The following is a 16,007-nucleotide window of genomic DNA, read 5'->3' on the forward strand; positions in this document are numbered from 1 at the left end:
CCGGCGCCCCGGCGCCGGGTGACGCGAACGGGCAGGTGGAGAGCATGTCCAACGGCAACGACGTCCGTCCCTTCCGGCTCGACACGTCGGACGAAGCGCTCGCCGACCTGCGCCGCCGGATCGAGGCCACGCGCTGGCCGAGCCGGGAGCTGGTCGACGACCGCTCCCAGGGCGTGCAGCTGGCGACGGTCCAGGAGCTGGCCCGCTACTGGACCACCGGCTACGACTGGCGCGCGTGCGAGGCGAAGCTGAACGCGCTGCCGCAGTTCACGACCTCCATCGACGGCGTCGAGATCCACTTCATCCACGTGCGGTCGAAGCACGAGGACGCCCTGCCGCTGATCATGACGCACGGCTGGCCGGGGTCGGTCGTCGAGCTGCTCGGGTCCGTCGGTCCGCTCACCGACCCGACGGCGCACGGCGGCACGCCGGAGGACGCGTTCCACCTGGTGCTGCCGTCCCTACCCGGCTACGGCTTCTCGGGCGAGCCGACCGAGCCCGGCTGGGACGCCAACCGCATGGCAGGCGCGTGGGCGAAGTTGATGGACCGCCTGGGCTACCCGCGCTACGTCGCGCAGGGCGGCGACGTGGGCGCCGCCGTCACGGACGCGATGGGCCGCCAGGGGCCCGAAGGGCTGCTCGGCATCCACCTCACCCTGCTGGCCGGGGCGATCGGCATCAAGGACAAGCTGCCGGCGAACACCGAGCAGGAGCGCGCGGCGCACGGCGCGCTCGACACCTTCATGAAGGACGGCTTCGGCTATTTCCTTGAGCAGTCCACCCGGCCGCAGACGATTGGCTACTCGCTGCTGGACTCACCCGTCGGGCTGGCGGCATGGATGCTCGACCACGACACGGACAGCTACTACAAGATCGCCCGCGCGTTCGTCGACGGCGAGCCCGTGGGCGGTCTCACCCGGGACAGCGTCGTCGACAACATCACGCTCTACTGGCTGACGGGCACCGGCGCCTCCTCCGCCCGGTGGTACTGGGAGTTCGGCCGGTTCCAGGCCGCGGCCGCGGCGTCCGGCCAGGCTCCTCCGCCGGTTTCGGTGCCGGTCGGCTTCACGGCGTTCCCCGGTGAGCTCTGGGTTGCCCCGCGTGGCTGGGTCGAGGCGGTCTACCCCGGCCTCGCCTACTACAACGAGGTCGAGAAGGGCGGCCACTTCGCCGCCTGGGAGGAGCCGGAGCTGTTCGCGACCGAGGTGCGGGCCGCGTTCCGGCCGCTGCGGCAGTCCTGAGGCGCTCCGGTCCCGTCGCCGCTCCTGGCTCGGTGAGCCGCGGCCCACGGCCGCGGTCGTCCGGGCCGCTCCGTCCGAAGGCCGACTGTCGCCGGGGCGGGGCCCGCCATTTGGATGGAATTGACCTGGATCATCCTCTGGCGTTCTGGCCGGGGGGAGGTATGGTGGTCTATGCCCCGGGGTGGATGCCGTCCTCCGGGTCTACTGGATGATGTCGCGGCGTCGCAGCGGGTGAACGGGGCTTTTGGGTGGCTTGATCGGTTCGCGTTGAAGGTCGGAATCCGCAGTGGACGGAACGGTCGACGGTCAGTCACACCTCTGATCTGGCTAGGCGTCCCTGGGGGTCTGGACCGAACGGCGGAACCTTCGCGACGGTCGGATCTGGCCTGCTCCCACGACTTTTCTGGGTGCCGGCCCTGTGGCACGATCGTGGAACCTCCACCATCCCTGTGAACTATCCCCGACAGGAGAGCGGACATGTCTGGTCGAAGGCTGGGCCGGCTGCTTGGCTCAATGCTGGCAATCGCCGCCGTGGCGAGCGGCATCCTCGTCGGCGCTGGCCCGGAGCTGGGAGACGCGCAGACCGCTGACGTCATCTGGAACATGCCTGCGGTGCGCTGACGGGCACCGTCCGATCTGAGCCGGACGACGGGTCGACGGAAGGGGCGGCATGTCGGGACAGCCCCCCAAGGGCTCGCGTTCGAATGACCACGCCTGGCTGATCACAGCACCGCTGGTGCTGTTCGCCGTCGTCTGCTCGACGGTCACCGGGCTGGCCAACCACCACCCGTTCGGCGGCTGGCCGCTGGCGGTGCTGCTGCTGGTGGCCATGGTGGCCGCCGGGCTGCCGGTGCTCAACTTCACCGTCCGGCGTCAGTCGCTCGGCGTCACGCTCACCGAGATCCCGCTGGTCCTCGCGTTCTACCTGACCCGTCCGTTGACGGTCGTGGTCATCTACACCGCCGCGGCGGTCATCACCCATCTGTGGCACCGGATGGGCACGACCAAACTCTGGTTCAACGTCGCCCGCGCCGCTGCCGGCTCCTCGCTCGCCGTGCTGGTGCTTCAGGCGCTCCCGCCGGTCGAGGGGATCGGCCCCCGCACCTGGCTGACGCTCTTCACCGCCGCGATCATGGTCAACGTCGTCAGCATCACCTCGGTGGCCGGCGTCTACACCCTGTTGCAGGGGTGGCAGACCGGCCGCGAGGCGTTCCGCAAGTCGCCGTCGGCCCTTCTCTCCGCGTCGATCAACATCGTCGCGGGTCTGATCATCCTGATCCTGATCACCTCCACCTGGTGGTCGCTGCTCCTGCTCGCGGCGCTGATCGCCGCGCTGACCCTGGTCTACCGGGCGTACACGCAGTTCTTCCGGCAGCACCGCACCCTCGCCGACATGTACGAGCTGAGCCGGGCGGTCAGCGGCAGCGGCCAGGACGGCACTCTCGCCGATGCCCTGCTGGGCCGGGTCCGGGCCCTGCTTCAGGCGGAATACGCGACCCTCTGGCTGCCCGCCCAGGGCCGGCACCCCGAAGTGCTGCTGACCTCCCGGATCGCCGACACGGGGCTGCTCGACGTGGCCCCCACCCCCGCCGCGCTGCGGGAGCGGGTCCGCCGGCAGGGCAGCACCCTCGTCCTGGGCCGGGGCCCCGTGGCCGACGCCGAGCTGCGTACCGCCCTCTCCGAGCAGCGGGTGAAGGACGTCATCGCGGTCCCGCTGCGCTCGGGGCCCGTGGTCATCGGCACCCTAGAGGTGGCCAACCGGCTCGGCGCCAGCAACTCCTTCGGCCGCACGGACGTCCCGCTGCTGGAGACCGTCGCCGCCCACGCCGCCGTCGCCCTGGAGAACTCCCGGCTCGTCGACCGGCTGCGGCACGACGCCGAGCACGACGCGCTGACCAAGCTGCCGAACCGCCGGCGGGTCACCGCGGCGGTGGCCGAGGCGGTCCGGATCGCGGCGCCCGGCGACGTGGTGGCCCTGCTGCTCTTCGACGTCGACCGCCTGCGCCAGGTCAACGAGTCGCTCGGCCATGCGGCCGGCGACAAGGTCCTCGTCGAGGTGGCCGAGCGGCTGCGCGCCTGCGCGCCCTCCTCCGCCCTCGTCGGTCGGGCCGGCGGCGACGAGTTCCTCGTGACGCTGCGGCTGGAGAGCACCGAGGCGGCGCTGGAGCTGGCCGGCCAGCTGCGCGAGCAGATCCGCGACGAAATGGTCTTCGACGCGCTCACCCTGGACGTGGACACCGTGGTGGGTGTGGCCGTCCACCCCGACCACGGCAGCGACGCGGCGGCCCTGCTCCAGCGGGTCGACCTGGCCGCCACGGCCGCCAAGTCGGTCCCGGGCAGCGTCCAGCTCTACAGCCCGGCGCTGGAGTCCCGGTCGCTGCGCCGGCTGGGCCTCGCCGGTGACCTGCGCCGAGCCTTGGACGACGGAGAGCTGGAGGTCTACTTCCAGCCCAAGGTCACGCTGCGGGACCGGCGCCTGGTCGGCGTGGAGTGCCTGGCCCGCTGGGAGCACCCGGCGCACGGCACGGTGGTCCCGGACGACTTCGTGGCGGTGGCCGAGCACACCGGCCAGCTCGGCCGGCTCACCGAGTTCGTGCTGCGGGAGAGCCTGCGGCGCAGCCGGGACTGGAGCCACGGCGAGCAGACGCTCGCCATCTCGGTCAACCTCGCCGCCCGCACGCTCACCGACCAGCACTTCCCGGCCCTGGTGCGGGATCTGCTGGAGGAATACGGCGTGCCGGCGCAGCGGCTCACCCTGGAGATCACCGAGGCCGGCGTGCTGGACGGCACCGAACGTCCCATCCCGACCCTGAAGCGCCTCCGCGACCTCGGTGTCCGCCTCTCGGTGGACGACTTCGGCACCGGCAACTCGTCCCTGGCCCAGCTGCGCCGGCTGCCCGTGCACGAGGTCAAGGTGGACCGCTCGTTCGTGCAGGGGATGGCCACCGACCCGGGCGACCTGGCCATCGTCAACGCCGTGGTGACGCTGTCGCAGCAGTTCGGCCTGGCCGTGGTGGCCGAGGGCGTGGAGAGCGAGCTGACCCTGGAGCTGCTCCAGGACATCGGCTGCGAGATCGGCCAGGGCTTCCTGTTCAGCCGGCCCCTGCCGTACGAGCGGTTGGAGGCCTGGTTCGGCGCCCAAGTCGACCCCGAGACGATCGCGGCGGGCGAGCTTCCCCGCCTGCGGGTCGTGCCCTGAGCTGCGCGGACGCGACAACGGGGGATCCGATTTCACCTCGGCGGCGGGGTCGTGTACTGTTTCCTCTGCGCGACACCCCACGGGGTGATCGGGTAGGCCCCCTTAGCTCAGTCGGCAGAGCGTCTCCATGGTAAGGAGAAGGTCTACGGTTCGATTCCGTAAGGGGGCTCAGAGGGTCCGGCTGGACCCGCCACGGCGGTGTAGCTCAGATGGCAGAGCAAGCGGCTCATAATCGCTGTGTCGCCGGTTCAAGTCCGGCCACCGCTACTCTCGTCCTCCGGGTCCGCCCGGGTGGTCGGTGGGATGGGCGCCACAGGCGCCCACTTTGCATGTCCGCGTAGTCAGTGCGTAGGCTGATGCGCCGTAGTTGTTATCCGTGAGCGAGGAAGGCACTCCGCCGTGGCGAAGGCGACCGATGTCCGGCCGAAGATCACTTTGGCGTGTGTGGAGTGCAAGGAGCGCAACTACATCACGCGCAAGAACCGTCGTAACGACCCGGACCGCATCGAGCTGAAGAAGTTCTGCCCCCGGGACGGCAAGCACACCATCCACCGCGAGACCCGCTGACCCACGGCCGGCACCGCCGGCCCGCAGACAGCTTCCGAACGCCGGTCCGCACGGACGGCGGCCCCAGATGGCCGACCGCCCGTACGGATCGGCGTTCGTGCTTCCCGTGTAGGTTCGCGGCATGTCCCTGGACCCGTCCTTCGTCGGCCGGACCTATCCGCCGACCGCCCCCTACCAGGTGGGCCGAGAAAAGATCCGCGAGTTCGCCACCGCCATCGGGGCGACCGACCCGGCGCATCACGACCCGGCGGCCGCCCGGGCGCTCGGCCACCCCGACGTGGTGGCCCCGCCGACCTTCCCGGTGATCGTGACCATGGCCGCCAGCCAGCAGATCGTCGAGGACCCGGCGCTGGGCGTCGACTACAGCCGGGTGGTGCACGGCGACCAGCGCTTCGCGTACACCCGGCCGGTGGTGGCCGGGGACGAGCTGGTCTGCGTGAACACCATCGAGGAGGTCACCAACCGGGGCGGGCACGGCTTCCTGACCACCCGCACCGACGTGAGCACCGTCGCCGGTGAGCCGGTGGTCGCCGTCTGGTCCAAGATCGTCGTACGCGGGGAGGCCTGAGGAGATGGAGCTGCCCACCCAGACGTTCCGGGTGACCCGTGCGGACCTGGTCCGCTACGCGGGCGCCTCGGGCGACTTCAACCCGATCCACTGGAGTGACCGGACCGCCACGAAGGTGGGCCTGCCCGGGGTGATCGCCCACGGCATGTTCACCATGGCCCTGGTCGGCCGGGCGGTCACCACCTGGGCCGGTGCGCCGGACGCGGTGGTCGACTTCAACGTCCGCTTCACCCGCCCGGTGGTCGTGCCGGACACCGACGAGGGCGCCGAGGTCGAGGTCTCCGCGGTGGTCAAGGAGGTCACCGATGACGGCCTGACCAGGCTCGACATCACCGCGACCTGCCTGGGAGAGAAGGTGCTGTCGCAGGCTCGCGCGACCGTCCGGACACCTCGCTGAGGATCCGTTCGACGCGCGAGGGGTGGACCGGTTGGGAAAGTCGCACGACTACCCGTACACTGGTCCGCCGTGGGGCAAGTGACCCCTGCTCGGCACCTCGTGTCCGGGTGGGGTGAGTTGCCGCACAGGGGTGTAGCTCAATTGGCAGAGCAGCGGTCTCCAAAACCGCAGGCTGCAGGTTCAAGTCCTGTCACCCCTGCGCCTCAGGCCTGACCGTTCCCGTGGGTCGCGCCGCCGCACAGCGGCGCCCGGCCCGTGGTGGTGGCATCGGCGGGGTTGGTTCCGAGGCATTCGGGGCCCTCCCGGTCGGTCCGCCGGCCGCGGCCCGTCGCGGGACGGTTGGTCCGGCCGGCGTGACCACACGCCGCGCACGCCGCCCGGCGTGCGACCCGATATCCCGCACGGAGGGCGAAGTGGCCGAGAGCAAGCGGCGCGGCGAGGACGCCGGCGACGAGCGTCTGGACGACGACGCGACCGTCGACGGTGTGGCCGACGACGACGCCACCGACGCGGACGAGTCTGTCTCCCGGGGCGGCACCGCCACGCGCAAGCGGGCCCGCGCCGATTCCACCGAGGGGCGGAAGACCCGTAGGGACACCGAGCGGATCGGGCTGTTCGCCCGCATCGCGCGGTTCTTCCGCGAGGTCGTGGCCGAACTGCGTAAGGTCATCTGGCCGACCCGCAAGGAGCTGCTGACCTACACGGCCGTGGTGGTCACCTTCGTCGCGGTGATGTTGGCGATCGTGGCCGGCCTGGACTACGGCTTCGCGAAGGCAGTGCTGTGGGTCTTCGGCAACCCGAGCTGACCTGCGGACAGCGATAGTGACGGAAGTGAGCGAGCGTGCCTGAGTACGACGAGACCGCCGAGACCCCGGACGAGCAGTCCACGGTGGCGACGGCGGCCAACGATGAGTCGGTCGAGGCCGCCAGCGAGCCGGAGTTCCCGACCACCGAGCCCGCGCCGGACGAGGACTTCGACCCGGTCGCCGAGCTGCGCCAGAAGCTGCGCTACGCCCCGGGCGACTGGTACGTGGTGCACTCGTACGCCGGCTACGAGAACAAGGTCAAGACCAACCTCGAGACCCGGATCACCTCCCTCGACATGGAGGACTTCATCTACCAGGTCGAGGTGCCGACCCGGGAAGAGGTCGAGGTCAAGAACGGCAAGCGGTCGCAGGTCCAGGCGAAGGTCTTCCCGGGCTACATCCTGGTCCGGATGGAGCTGACCGCCGAGTCCTACTCCTGCGTCCGGAACACCCCGGGGGTCACCGGCTTCGTCGGCGCGACCGACCGGGCCGACCGGCCGGCGCCACTGAGCCTCGACGAGGTGCTCAAGTGGCTGGCCCCGGCGGTCGAGACCGAGCAGAAGAAGGCGAAGCCCGAGGTCAAGGTCCTCGACTTCGAGGTCGGCGACTCGGTCACCGTCACCGACGGCGCCTTCGCCTCGCTGCCGGCGACGATCAGCGAGATCAACGCCGACCAGCAGAAGCTCAAGGTCCTGGTGTCGATCTTCGGCCGGGAGACCCCGGTCGAGCTCAACTTCAACCAGGTCGCCAAGATCTGACGTACGTCCGCACCGGCGGTGGGCCTCCGGGCCGGCCGCCGGTGCGCCGTTTCCGCGGCCCGCCGGACCTCGGCGGCAAGGGTGGCGGAAGGCTGCGCTACCCTAGAACGTCGGCTGTCCGCACCGCGCTGACCGTGCGCGCCCGCGGGCCGGCGAAAATCCCAGTTCCAAGCCCCAGGAAGAGACATGCCTCCGAAGAAGAAGCTCGTCAAGACGTTCACGCTTCAGCTGCCGGCGGGCCAGGCCACCCCGGCGCCGCCGGTCGGCCCCGCGCTCGGCCAGCACGGCGTGAACATCATGGAGTTCTGCAAGTCCTACAACGCGCAGACCGAGTCCCAGCGGGGCGACATCGTCCCCGCCGAGATCAGCGTCTACGAGGACCGCACCTTCACCTTCGTGCTGAAGACCCCGCCCGCCGCCCGGCTGCTGATCAAGGCCGCCGGCGTGCAGAAGGGCTCGGGCGTCCCGCACACGCAGAAGGTCGGCTCGGTGACCCGCGCCCAGCTCCGGGAGATCGCCGAGAAGAAGATGGCGGACCTGAACGCCAACGACATCGACCAGGCCGAGAAGATCATCGCCGGCACCGCCCGGTCGATGGGCCTGACCGTCGCCGACTGACCTCGTAGCACCGCTCCACCCGATCCGTTCGTGGGAGGGCCGCGGAGTCGCGGGCCCGCCATAGACCACAGGAGTTACCAGAAATGCAGCGCAGCAAGAGCTACCGCAAGGCCGCCGAGGTCATCGACCGGTCGAAGCTCTACACCCCCGCCGAGGCCGTCAAGCTGGCCAAGGAGACCACCAACGTCAAGTTCGACGCCACGGTCGAGGTCGCCATGCGCCTCGGCGTCGACCCCCGCAAGGCGGACCAGATGGTCCGCGGCACGGTCAACCTGCCGCACGGCACCGGTAAGACCGCCCGCGTGATCGTGTTCGCCGCCGGCGCGAAGGCCGAGGAGGCCGCCGCCGCGGGTGCGGACGAGGTGGGCACCGACGAGCTGGTCGCCCGTATCCAGGGCGGTTGGCTGGACTTCGACGCGGCGATCGCCACCCCGGACCAGATGGCCAAGATCGGCCGGATCGCGCGGATCCTGGGCCCGCGCGGCCTCATGCCGAACCCGAAGACCGGCACGGTGACCATGGACGTCACCAAGGCCGTCTCGGACATCAAGGGCGGTAAGATCACCTTCCGGGTGGACAAGCACTCCAACCTCCACCTGATCATCGGCAAGGCCTCGTTCTCCGAGACCCAGCTGGTCGACAACTACGCGGCGGTGCTGGACGAGGTGCTGCGCTCGAAGCCGTCCGCGGCCAAGGGCACGTACCTGAAGAAGGTCACCCTCACCACCACCATGGGCCCGGGTGTCCCGATCGACCCGAAGCTGGTGAAGAACCTCAGCGAGGCCACGACCGAGGCCTGAGCACGGCTGCCCTGACGGGGCCCCGCCACCACCGGTGGCGGGGCCCCGTCCGTCTGTCCGGTGTGGCAGGCTCGGCGCATGCGGCTGGAAGGCGTCTGGCTGCGGTACCAGCGGCGCGGCCCGTGGGTGCTGCGGGAAACCGACGTGGCGATCGGCCCGGGCGAGGTGGCGGTGGTGCTCGGGCGCAACGGGGTGGGCAAGTCCACCCTGCTCCACCTCGCCGCCGGCGTGCTGCGGCCCACGCGGGGCCGGGTGGTCGACCGGCCCGCCGCCGTCGGCTGGGTGCCGGAGCGCTTCCCCGCCGACCAGCCCTTCACCGTGGGCGCCTACCTCGCCGCGATGGCCCGGGTGGCCGGCCTGCCCGGCGCCGAGGCCGAGCGGGCGGTGCGGCGCTGGGTCGACCGGCTCGGCCTGGCGCGCTTCCACGGGGTGCGGCTGCCCGAGCTGTCCAAGGGCACCGCGCAGAAGGTCGGCCTGGCCCAGGCGCTGCTCCGCCCGCCCGGCCTGCTCGTCCTCGACGAGCCCTGGGAGGGGCTGGACGCCGCCGCCCGCGAACTTGTGCCCGAGGTGGTCGACGAGGTGCTGGCCGACGGCGGCACGGTGCTGGTCAGCGACCACCGCGGCGAGACCGTCCGGCTCCCCGGCGCCCGGCACTGGTCGGTCGCCGACGGCACGGTCACCGAGGCGGCGCCGCCCGGGGCCACGGCCACCGTCGTGGTCGAGCTGTCGGTCCCGGCCGCCGGGGTCGCCGCCGCCGTCGCCCGGTTGCGCGCCGACGGCCACCACGTCCTTCGGGTACGCGACCACGCCGTCCCGCCCCCCGCCACGCGACCCGGGTCCGACTCCCCGCCCTGCGCCGCTGCCGAGGGCCTTCTCTCCGAGGCCGGACCGCCCGGCGAGCGCGGCCGGCCGGCTCCCGCCCCCGGTGAGGCCCCCCTGTCCGGCGCGCCCGGCGGCTCCGGTCCCGCCTCGGAGGTGGCCCGGTGATCGCCCTGGTCCGGCTGCGGCTGGCCGGCTTCCTGCGTACCGGAAGGGCGCTGGCCCCGGTGCTGGCCGGCCTGCTCGCCCTCGGCGTCCTCTACGGCGGCGGCCGGGCCCAGCCCGCGGAGGCCTACGGCGTCTCGGCGGTGGTGCTCTTCCCGGTGCTGGCCTGGCAGACCAAGATCCTGCTCGACGTCGAGCCCGACGTGCAGCGCCGGCTGGCCCGGGTGGTCCTCGGCCCGGCCCGGGAGCGGGCCGCCGGCCTGCTCGCGGCGGCCGTGGCCGGCCTCGGCACGGTGGCCGTCGCGCTGGTCTTCCCCTGGCTGGTCGGCGGGGTGACCGGCCCGGCCGGGCCGGGGGACCGGCCGCTGGTCGAGGGGCTGGCGCTCGGTCTCTGGGCCCACCTGCTGGCCCTGCCGGCGGCGGTCGGGCTGGGCGCCCTGGCCTGCCGGGCGATCACCCGCAGCGCCGGCTACGGCGTCGCCGTGCTCACCCTCGGCGGGGTGGGCGCGCTGGTCCTGGGCCTCTCCGGCTCGGTGGCGCCCTGGCTGGCGCCCCCGGTGCTGCCCACCGCCCGGGCGCTGGCCGGCCCGCTCGCGGCCCCCACCGGCCTGCTGCTGACCGCCTGGGCGCTGGTTTGGGCGGCCGTGGTGCTGGCCGGCTACGCCTGGGGCCGCCGGAGCCGCGCCTGAGTGACCGGGAGCACTCCGGGGGCGATTTGGCGGTAACGGGACACGTCGCGTAACCTTTGGCGCGTAGTTCCACCCAGAGACCGCTGGTCACCGTGCCCTGGCACGGTCGAAGGTCCCGCGATGACGGGCGACCCGCGCAGGGCGGCAAGCGAAACTCGGTGCTGTACGTGGTCCGCCGACCGCGTCCACGGTGCCGGCCCTCGCCCCGTGCGCCCTGCGCCGGGGCTTTTCTCGTTGTCGTGATGCCTCCGCCGCCGTCGCGAGCGTCCGCTCGTCGCCGGCGTACCAGCTCCGAGCAACGAGAGAGGAGGGACATGGCGGACAAGCCGATCCGGGCCGACAAGGCCACGGCCGTCGCCGAGCTGACCGAGAGCTTCCGCAACGCGGGGGCGACCGTGCTGACCGAGTACCGCGGGCTCACGGTTTCGCAGCTCACCCAGCTGCGGCGCTCGCTCGGCAAGGAGACCAGCTACACGGTCGCGAAGAACACGCTTGCCAAGCGTGCCGCGACCGATGCGGGCATCTCCGGCCTCGACGAGCTGTTCTCCGGTCCTACCGCGCTGACTTTCGTTTCGGGCGACGTCGTCGAGGCGGCGAAGGGGCTTCGCGACTTCGCGAAGGCCAACCCGAAGCTCGTCATCAAGGGCGGTGTCTTCGAGGGCAAGGCCATTTCCGCGGCCGAGGTCACGAAGCTCGCCGACCTGGAGTCCCGTGAGGTGCTGCTGGCCAAGCTGGCCGGCGCGATGAAGGGCAACCTGAGCAAGGCCGCGGCCCTGTTCCAGGCTCCGCTCTCCAAGGCTGCCCGCGCGGCGGCCGCCCTGGCGGACAAGCGCGAGAAGGAGGGCGCCGAGGCGGCCTGAGGCCCCGCGGCGCACCCACGTTCTTAGTTTTCACTTTCAGAAAGGACGCCAGACATGGCGAAGCTCAGCACCGACGAGCTGCTCGACGCGTTCAAGGAGATGACGCTGATCGAGCTCTCCGAGTTCGTGAAGCAGTTCGAGGAGACCTTCGAGGTCACCGCCGCGGCTCCGGTCGCGATGGCCGCCGCCGCCCCGGGTGCCGCCCCGGCCGAGGCCGAGCCGGAGAAGGACGAGTTCGACGTCATCCTCGACGCCGACGGTGGCAAGAAGATCCAGGTCATCAAGGTCGTGCGCGAGCTGACCGGCCTGGGCCTCAAGGAGGCCAAGGACCTGGTCGAGGCCGCTCCGAAGGCCGTCCTGGAGAAGGCCAACAAGGAGACCGCCGAGAAGGCCAAGGCCAAGCTCGAGGGCGAGGGCGCCAAGGTCACCCTCAAGTGACCTTGAGTTCGACCTGACGCGCGTCCGGCTCACGTGAGTCGGGGCACATCGCGTCGCGGCGGGCGGCGATCCGGGAACCGGATCGCCGCCCGCCGTGTTGGTGCTACCGGTGGCAGCGGCGTGAGCAGGGCGTCCGCGTCCGGCGTACCGGGGTCACGGCGGTGTCTGTCGGTAGCCCGTCGGTGGGAAAGACACCCCGAGCGGTAACCGGCCCTTGACGCGGCACGGGCCCGACAGGCACGCTGACACCAGCAAGACCTTCCGCGCTTGCAACGGCCGCCTCTCGGGTAAGGCAACGGCAGCACCACCGCCGCTGCGCCTGAGCGGACCGGCAGGAACGTCGCGTTCCGAGCAGCCCGGTTGACCCGGTTTTCCGAGGTCCCGAGGCAAGTTCCGCGACGACCTGCGGGGTGGGCTGGACAGCGGTTAGCCTCTCGGCTACACTGCTAGTTTGCGCTGCATTCCGACTTGACCCCTGCTCGGAAATGTCCGTTTACGGATATTTCTGGTGGGGTCATTGGAGTGCACGCGTACCAGCCGTTCTGCAGCACCGGTCCTCGGAAGGACGCATCTTGGCAGCTTCCCGCCCTGCGAAGACCAGTCGTACGTCGAGCGCATTCGCGCCCCGCCGAGTTTCTTTCGGTCGGATTACCGAACACCTCGAGGTCCCCAACCTCCTTGCCATCCAGAACGAGTCCTTCGACTGGCTCGTCGGCAACGAGGCTTGGCAGGGCCGGTCGGCGGACGACCCGCACGCACGCTCGGGTCTCGCGGAGATCCTCGACGAGATCAGTCCCATTGAGGACTTCTCCGGCACCATGTCGCTTTCCTTCTCGGCTCCGCGCTTCGACGAGGTCAAGGCCTCGATCGAGGAGTGCAAGGAGAAGGACCTGACCTACTGCGCCCCGCTGTTCGTGACCGCGGAGTTCACCAACAACACCACTGGCGAGATCAAGAGCCAGACGGTGTTCATGGGTGACTTCCCGATGATGACGCCGAAGGGCACCTTCATCATCAACGGCACCGAGCGCGTCGTGGTCAGCCAGCTCGTCCGCTCGCCGGGCGTCTACTTCGACAAGCAGCCGGACAAGACCTCCGACCGCGACCTCTCCAGCGTCAAGGTGATCCCGAGCCGGGGCGCCTGGCTGGAGTTCGACATCGACAAGCGCGACACGGTTGGCGTCCGCATCGACCGCAAGCGCCGGCAGGCCGTCACCGTCCTGCTCAAGGCCATCGGGTGGTCTGCGGAGCAGATCCGCGAGAAGTTCGGCTGGTCCGAGCTCATGATGACCACGCTCGAGAAGGACCACATCGCCGGGCAGGACGAGGCGCTGCTCGACATCTACCGGAAGCTCCGCCCTGGCGAGCCGCCGACCCGCGAGAACGCCCAGACCCTGCTCGACAACCTCTTCTTCAACCCGAAGCGGTACGACGTCGCCAAGGTCGGGCGTTACAAGTTCAACAAGAAGCTCGAGCTGGACGTGCCGATCACCACCGGCACGCTGACCGAGGACGACATCGTCGCCACCGTGGAGTACCTCTGCCGGCTGCACGCCGGTGAGGAGGGCTACGAGGCCGACGACATCGACCACTTCGGCAACCGGCGCCTGCGTACCGTGGGCGAGCTGATCCAGAACCAGGTCCGGGTCGGTCTCTCCCGCATGGAGCGGGTCGTCCGCGAGCGGATGACCACCCAGGACGTCGAGGCGATCACGCCGCAGACCCTGATCAACATCCGCCCGGTGGTGGCGGCGATCAAGGAGTTCTTCGGCACGTCGCAGCTGTCCCAGTTCATGGACCAGACCAACCCGCTGGCGGGCCTGACCCACCGGCGCCGGCTGAGCGCGCTCGGCCCGGGTGGTCTGTCCCGGGAGCGGGCCGGCTTCGAGGTCCGTGACGTGCACCCGTCCCACTACGGCCGGATGTGCCCGATCGAGACGCCGGAAGGCCCGAACATCGGCCTGATCGGCGCGCTCTCCACCTTCGCCCGGGTCAACCCGTTCGGCTTCATCGAGACGCCGTACCGGAAGGTCGTCGACGGTCGGGTCACCGACCAGATCGACTACCTGACCGCGGACGAGGAGGACCGGTTCGTCAAGGCGCAGGCCAACGCCCCGCTGAAGTCGGACGGGTCGTTCGCCGAGGACCGCGTCCTGGTCCGCCGTAAGGGTGGCGAGACCGAGGACGTGGCGCCGTCGGCCGTCGACTACATGGACGTGTCGCCGCGGCAGATGACCTCGGTCGCGACCGCGATGATCCCGTTCCTCGAGCACGACGACGCCAACCGCGCGCTCATGGGCGCGAACATGCAGCGTCAGGCGGTGCCGCTGGTCAAGGCCGAGGCGCCGCTGGTGGGCACGGGCATGGAGTACCGCGCGGCCGTGGACGCCGGTGACGTCGTCGTCGCCGAGGTCGGCGGTGTGGTCGAGGACCTCTGCGCGGACTACATCACGGTCCACCAGGACGACGGCCACCGCCGGACGTACCTGCTGCACAAGTTCCGCCGCTCCAACGCCGGCTCCTGCGTCAACCAGAAGCCGGTCGTCTTCGAGGGCGACCGCGTCGAGGCCGGCCAGGTCATCGCCGACGGTCCGTGCACCGACGAGGGCGAGATGGCGCTCGGGCGCAACCTGCTCGTGGCGTTCATGTGCTGGGAGGGCCACAACTACGAGGACGCGATCATCCTGTCGCAGCGCCTCGTGCAGCAGGACGTGCTCACCTCGATCCACATCGAGGAGCACGAGGTCGACGCCCGGGACACCAAGCTCGGCCCGGAGGAGATCACCCGCGACATCCCGAACGTCAGCGAGGAGATGCTCGCCGACCTCGACGAGCGCGGCATCATCCGGATCGGCGCCGAGGTCGTCCCCGGCGACATCCTGGTCGGCAAGGTCACGCCCAAGGGCGAGACCGAGCTGACCCCCGAGGAGCGGCTGCTCCGCGCGATCTTCGGTGAGAAGGCGCGCGAGGTCCGTGACACCTCGCTGAAGGTGCCGCACGGCGAGACCGGCACGGTCATCGGCGTGCGTACCTTCTCCCGCGAGGACGGCGACGAGCTGCCCCCGGGCGTGAACGAGCTGGTCCGGGTCTACGTGGCCCAGAAGCGCAAGATCCAGGACGGTGACAAGCTCGCGGGCCGCCACGGCAACAAGGGCGTCATCTCCAAGATCCTGCCGATCGAGGACATGCCGTTCCTGGAGGACGGCACCCCGGTCGACATCGTGCTGAACCCGCTCGGTGTGCCGTCCCGGATGAACATCGGCCAGGTCCTGGAGACCCACCTCGGGTGGGTGGCCAAGACGGGCTGGAGCGTGGACGGCGACGACGAGGAGTGGAAGCGCCAGCTCCGCTCGATCGAGGCGCACGAGTCCGAGCCGGACACCAACGTGGCCACTCCGGTCTTCGACGGTGCCCGCGAGGAGGAGATCTCCGGTCTGCTGGGGTCGACCCTGCCCAACCGGGACGGCAAGCAGCTGATCGGGCGCACCGGCAAGGCGCAGCTGTTCGACGGTCGCTCCGGTGAGCCGCTGCCGGACCCGATCGCGGTCGGCTACGTCTACATCCTGAAGCTCAACCACCTGGTCGACGACAAGATCCACGCCCGGTCGACCGGCCCGTACTCGATGATCACGCAGCAGCCGCTGGGTGGTAAGGCGCAGTTCGGTGGCCAGCGCTTCGGTGAGATGGAGTGCTGGGCCATGCAGGCGTACGGCGCCGCCTACGCCCTGCAGGAGCTGCTGACCATCAAGTCCGACGACGTCCTCGGCCGGGTGAAGGTCTACGAGGCGATCGTCAAGGGCGAGAACATCCCCGAGCCGGGCATCCCGGAGTCGTTCAAGGTGCTGCTCAAGGAGCTGCAGTCGCTGTGCCTCAACGTCGAGGTGCTCTCCAGCGACGGCGTTGCCCTGGAGATGCGTGAGACCGACGACGAGGTGTTCCGGGCCGCGGAGGAGCTGGGCATCGACCTGTCCCGGCGCGAGCCGAGCTCGGTCGAAGAGGTCTGAGGCGAGCGGTCGGGAGCCGGTCCGCCGGCTCCCGACCCCGCCCGTTAGCTAAGCAGTACAGACGACGACATAGGGGAC

Annotated in this window: 15 protein-coding genes and 3 tRNA genes; all 18 read left to right on the top strand. The window is 70.6% G+C overall.

The genetic code is table 11. The features are described 5' to 3' along the window. Window positions 1-44 precede the first annotated feature (44 nt). The 18 genes from NLX85_RS12150 to NLX85_RS12235 all read left to right on the top strand — a co-directional run bounded on the left by NLX85_RS12150 (window position 45) and on the right by NLX85_RS12235 (window position 15,929). The gene (locus NLX85_RS12150) at window positions 45-1,241 is read left to right on the top strand and encodes an epoxide hydrolase family protein (RefSeq protein ID WP_254335535.1); all 1,197 of its coding nucleotides are present in this window, start codon (window positions 45-47) and stop codon (window positions 1,239-1,241) included. Between the two features lie 477 nt (window positions 1,242-1,718). Next, window positions 1,719-1,862 (top strand): hypothetical protein, encoded by a 144-nt coding sequence (locus NLX85_RS12155; RefSeq protein ID WP_212831301.1) that lies wholly within the window; start codon window positions 1,719-1,721, stop codon window positions 1,860-1,862. 49 nt (window positions 1,863-1,911) lie between these two features. Beyond that, window positions 1,912-4,440: a bifunctional diguanylate cyclase/phosphodiesterase gene (locus NLX85_RS12160; RefSeq protein ID WP_254334594.1), complete on the top strand. Its 2,529-nt coding sequence runs from the start codon at window positions 1,912-1,914 to the stop codon at window positions 4,438-4,440. Between the two features lie 96 nt (window positions 4,441-4,536). Continuing rightward, window positions 4,537-4,609, top strand: a tRNA-Thr gene (locus NLX85_RS12165). 25 nt (window positions 4,610-4,634) lie between these two features. Then, a tRNA-Met gene (locus tag NLX85_RS12170) sits at window positions 4,635-4,707 on the top strand. A gap of 132 nt (window positions 4,708-4,839) precedes the next feature. Next, window positions 4,840-5,007 (top strand): 50S ribosomal protein L33, encoded by a 168-nt coding sequence (gene rpmG / locus NLX85_RS12175; protein ID WP_067301359.1) that lies wholly within the window; start codon window positions 4,840-4,842, stop codon window positions 5,005-5,007. Between the two features lie 121 nt (window positions 5,008-5,128). After that, window positions 5,129-5,575 carry a MaoC family dehydratase N-terminal domain-containing protein gene (locus NLX85_RS12180; protein WP_212831296.1) on the top strand — a complete coding sequence of 149 codons (447 nt, stop codon included), beginning with the start codon at window positions 5,129-5,131 and terminating at the stop codon, window positions 5,573-5,575. 4 nt (window positions 5,576-5,579) lie between these two features. Then, the gene (locus NLX85_RS12185) at window positions 5,580-5,972 is read left to right on the top strand and encodes a MaoC family dehydratase (RefSeq protein ID WP_091317948.1); all 393 of its coding nucleotides are present in this window, start codon (window positions 5,580-5,582) and stop codon (window positions 5,970-5,972) included. A gap of 126 nt (window positions 5,973-6,098) precedes the next feature. Then, a tRNA-Trp gene (locus NLX85_RS12190) sits at window positions 6,099-6,171 on the top strand. Window positions 6,172-6,385: 214 nt separating this feature from the next. Next, entirely contained in the window at window positions 6,386-6,778 is a 393-nt protein-coding gene (secE, locus tag NLX85_RS12195; RefSeq protein ID WP_254334595.1) for a preprotein translocase subunit SecE, read from the top strand. A 35-nt stretch (window positions 6,779-6,813) separates the two neighbouring features. Further along, window positions 6,814-7,536: a transcription termination/antitermination protein NusG gene (gene nusG / locus NLX85_RS12200; protein ID WP_046567240.1), complete on the top strand. Its 723-nt coding sequence runs from the start codon at window positions 6,814-6,816 to the stop codon at window positions 7,534-7,536. A gap of 186 nt (window positions 7,537-7,722) precedes the next feature. Continuing rightward, window positions 7,723-8,154 carry a 50S ribosomal protein L11 gene (gene rplK / locus NLX85_RS12205; protein WP_091570017.1) on the top strand — a complete coding sequence of 144 codons (432 nt, stop codon included), beginning with the start codon at window positions 7,723-7,725 and terminating at the stop codon, window positions 8,152-8,154. A gap of 83 nt (window positions 8,155-8,237) precedes the next feature. Then, on the top strand, window positions 8,238-8,954 hold the full coding sequence (gene rplA / locus NLX85_RS12210; protein ID WP_254334597.1) for a 50S ribosomal protein L1: 717 nt from the start codon (window positions 8,238-8,240) through the stop codon (window positions 8,952-8,954). Window positions 8,955-9,032: 78 nt separating this feature from the next. Then, window positions 9,033-9,941, top strand: coding sequence for an ATP-binding cassette domain-containing protein (locus NLX85_RS12215; RefSeq protein WP_254334600.1), 909 nt, complete (start codon window positions 9,033-9,035; stop codon window positions 9,939-9,941). Beyond that, window positions 9,938-10,627, top strand: coding sequence for a hypothetical protein (locus NLX85_RS12220; RefSeq protein ID WP_254334601.1), 690 nt, complete (start codon window positions 9,938-9,940; stop codon window positions 10,625-10,627). Before NLX85_RS12215 ends, NLX85_RS12220 begins: the two co-directional genes overlap by 4 nt. Window positions 10,628-10,941: 314 nt before the next feature. Beyond that, a complete protein-coding gene (gene rplJ / locus NLX85_RS12225) occupies window positions 10,942-11,487 on the top strand; it encodes a 50S ribosomal protein L10 (RefSeq protein WP_254334603.1) in 546 nt (181 codons plus the stop codon). Window positions 11,488-11,541: 54 nt separating this feature from the next. Then, window positions 11,542-11,925 (top strand): 50S ribosomal protein L7/L12, encoded by a 384-nt coding sequence (gene rplL, locus NLX85_RS12230; protein WP_107078674.1) that lies wholly within the window; start codon window positions 11,542-11,544, stop codon window positions 11,923-11,925. A 572-nt stretch (window positions 11,926-12,497) separates the two neighbouring features. Beyond that, window positions 12,498-15,929, top strand: coding sequence for a DNA-directed RNA polymerase subunit beta (locus NLX85_RS12235; RefSeq protein WP_254334605.1), 3,432 nt, complete (start codon window positions 12,498-12,500; stop codon window positions 15,927-15,929). The last annotated feature ends 78 nt before the right edge of the window (window positions 15,930-16,007 follow it).

Origin of the sequence: Micromonospora sp. A3M-1-15 (genome assembly GCF_024213425.1) — a bacterium.
Taxonomy (GTDB): domain Bacteria; phylum Actinomycetota; class Actinomycetes; order Mycobacteriales; family Micromonosporaceae; genus Micromonospora; species Micromonospora chersina.

Coding starts and splice junctions, on each gene's coding strand:
- NLX85_RS12150 (WP_254335535.1), top strand. CDS start 45: ATGTCCAACGGCAACGACGTCCGTCCCTTCCGGCTCGACACGTCGGAC.
- NLX85_RS12155 (WP_212831301.1), top strand. CDS start 1,719: ATGTCTGGTCGAAGGCTGGGCCGGCTGCTTGGCTCAATGCTGGCAATC.
- NLX85_RS12160 (WP_254334594.1), top strand. CDS start 1,912: ATGTCGGGACAGCCCCCCAAGGGCTCGCGTTCGAATGACCACGCCTGG.
- NLX85_RS12180 (WP_212831296.1), top strand. CDS start 5,129: ATGTCCCTGGACCCGTCCTTCGTCGGCCGGACCTATCCGCCGACCGCC.
- NLX85_RS12185 (WP_091317948.1), top strand. CDS start 5,580: ATGGAGCTGCCCACCCAGACGTTCCGGGTGACCCGTGCGGACCTGGTC.
- rplK (WP_091570017.1), top strand. CDS start 7,723: ATGCCTCCGAAGAAGAAGCTCGTCAAGACGTTCACGCTTCAGCTGCCG.
- rplA (WP_254334597.1), top strand. CDS start 8,238: ATGCAGCGCAGCAAGAGCTACCGCAAGGCCGCCGAGGTCATCGACCGG.
- NLX85_RS12215 (WP_254334600.1), top strand. CDS start 9,033: ATGCGGCTGGAAGGCGTCTGGCTGCGGTACCAGCGGCGCGGCCCGTGG.
- rplJ (WP_254334603.1), top strand. CDS start 10,942: ATGGCGGACAAGCCGATCCGGGCCGACAAGGCCACGGCCGTCGCCGAG.
- rplL (WP_107078674.1), top strand. CDS start 11,542: ATGGCGAAGCTCAGCACCGACGAGCTGCTCGACGCGTTCAAGGAGATG.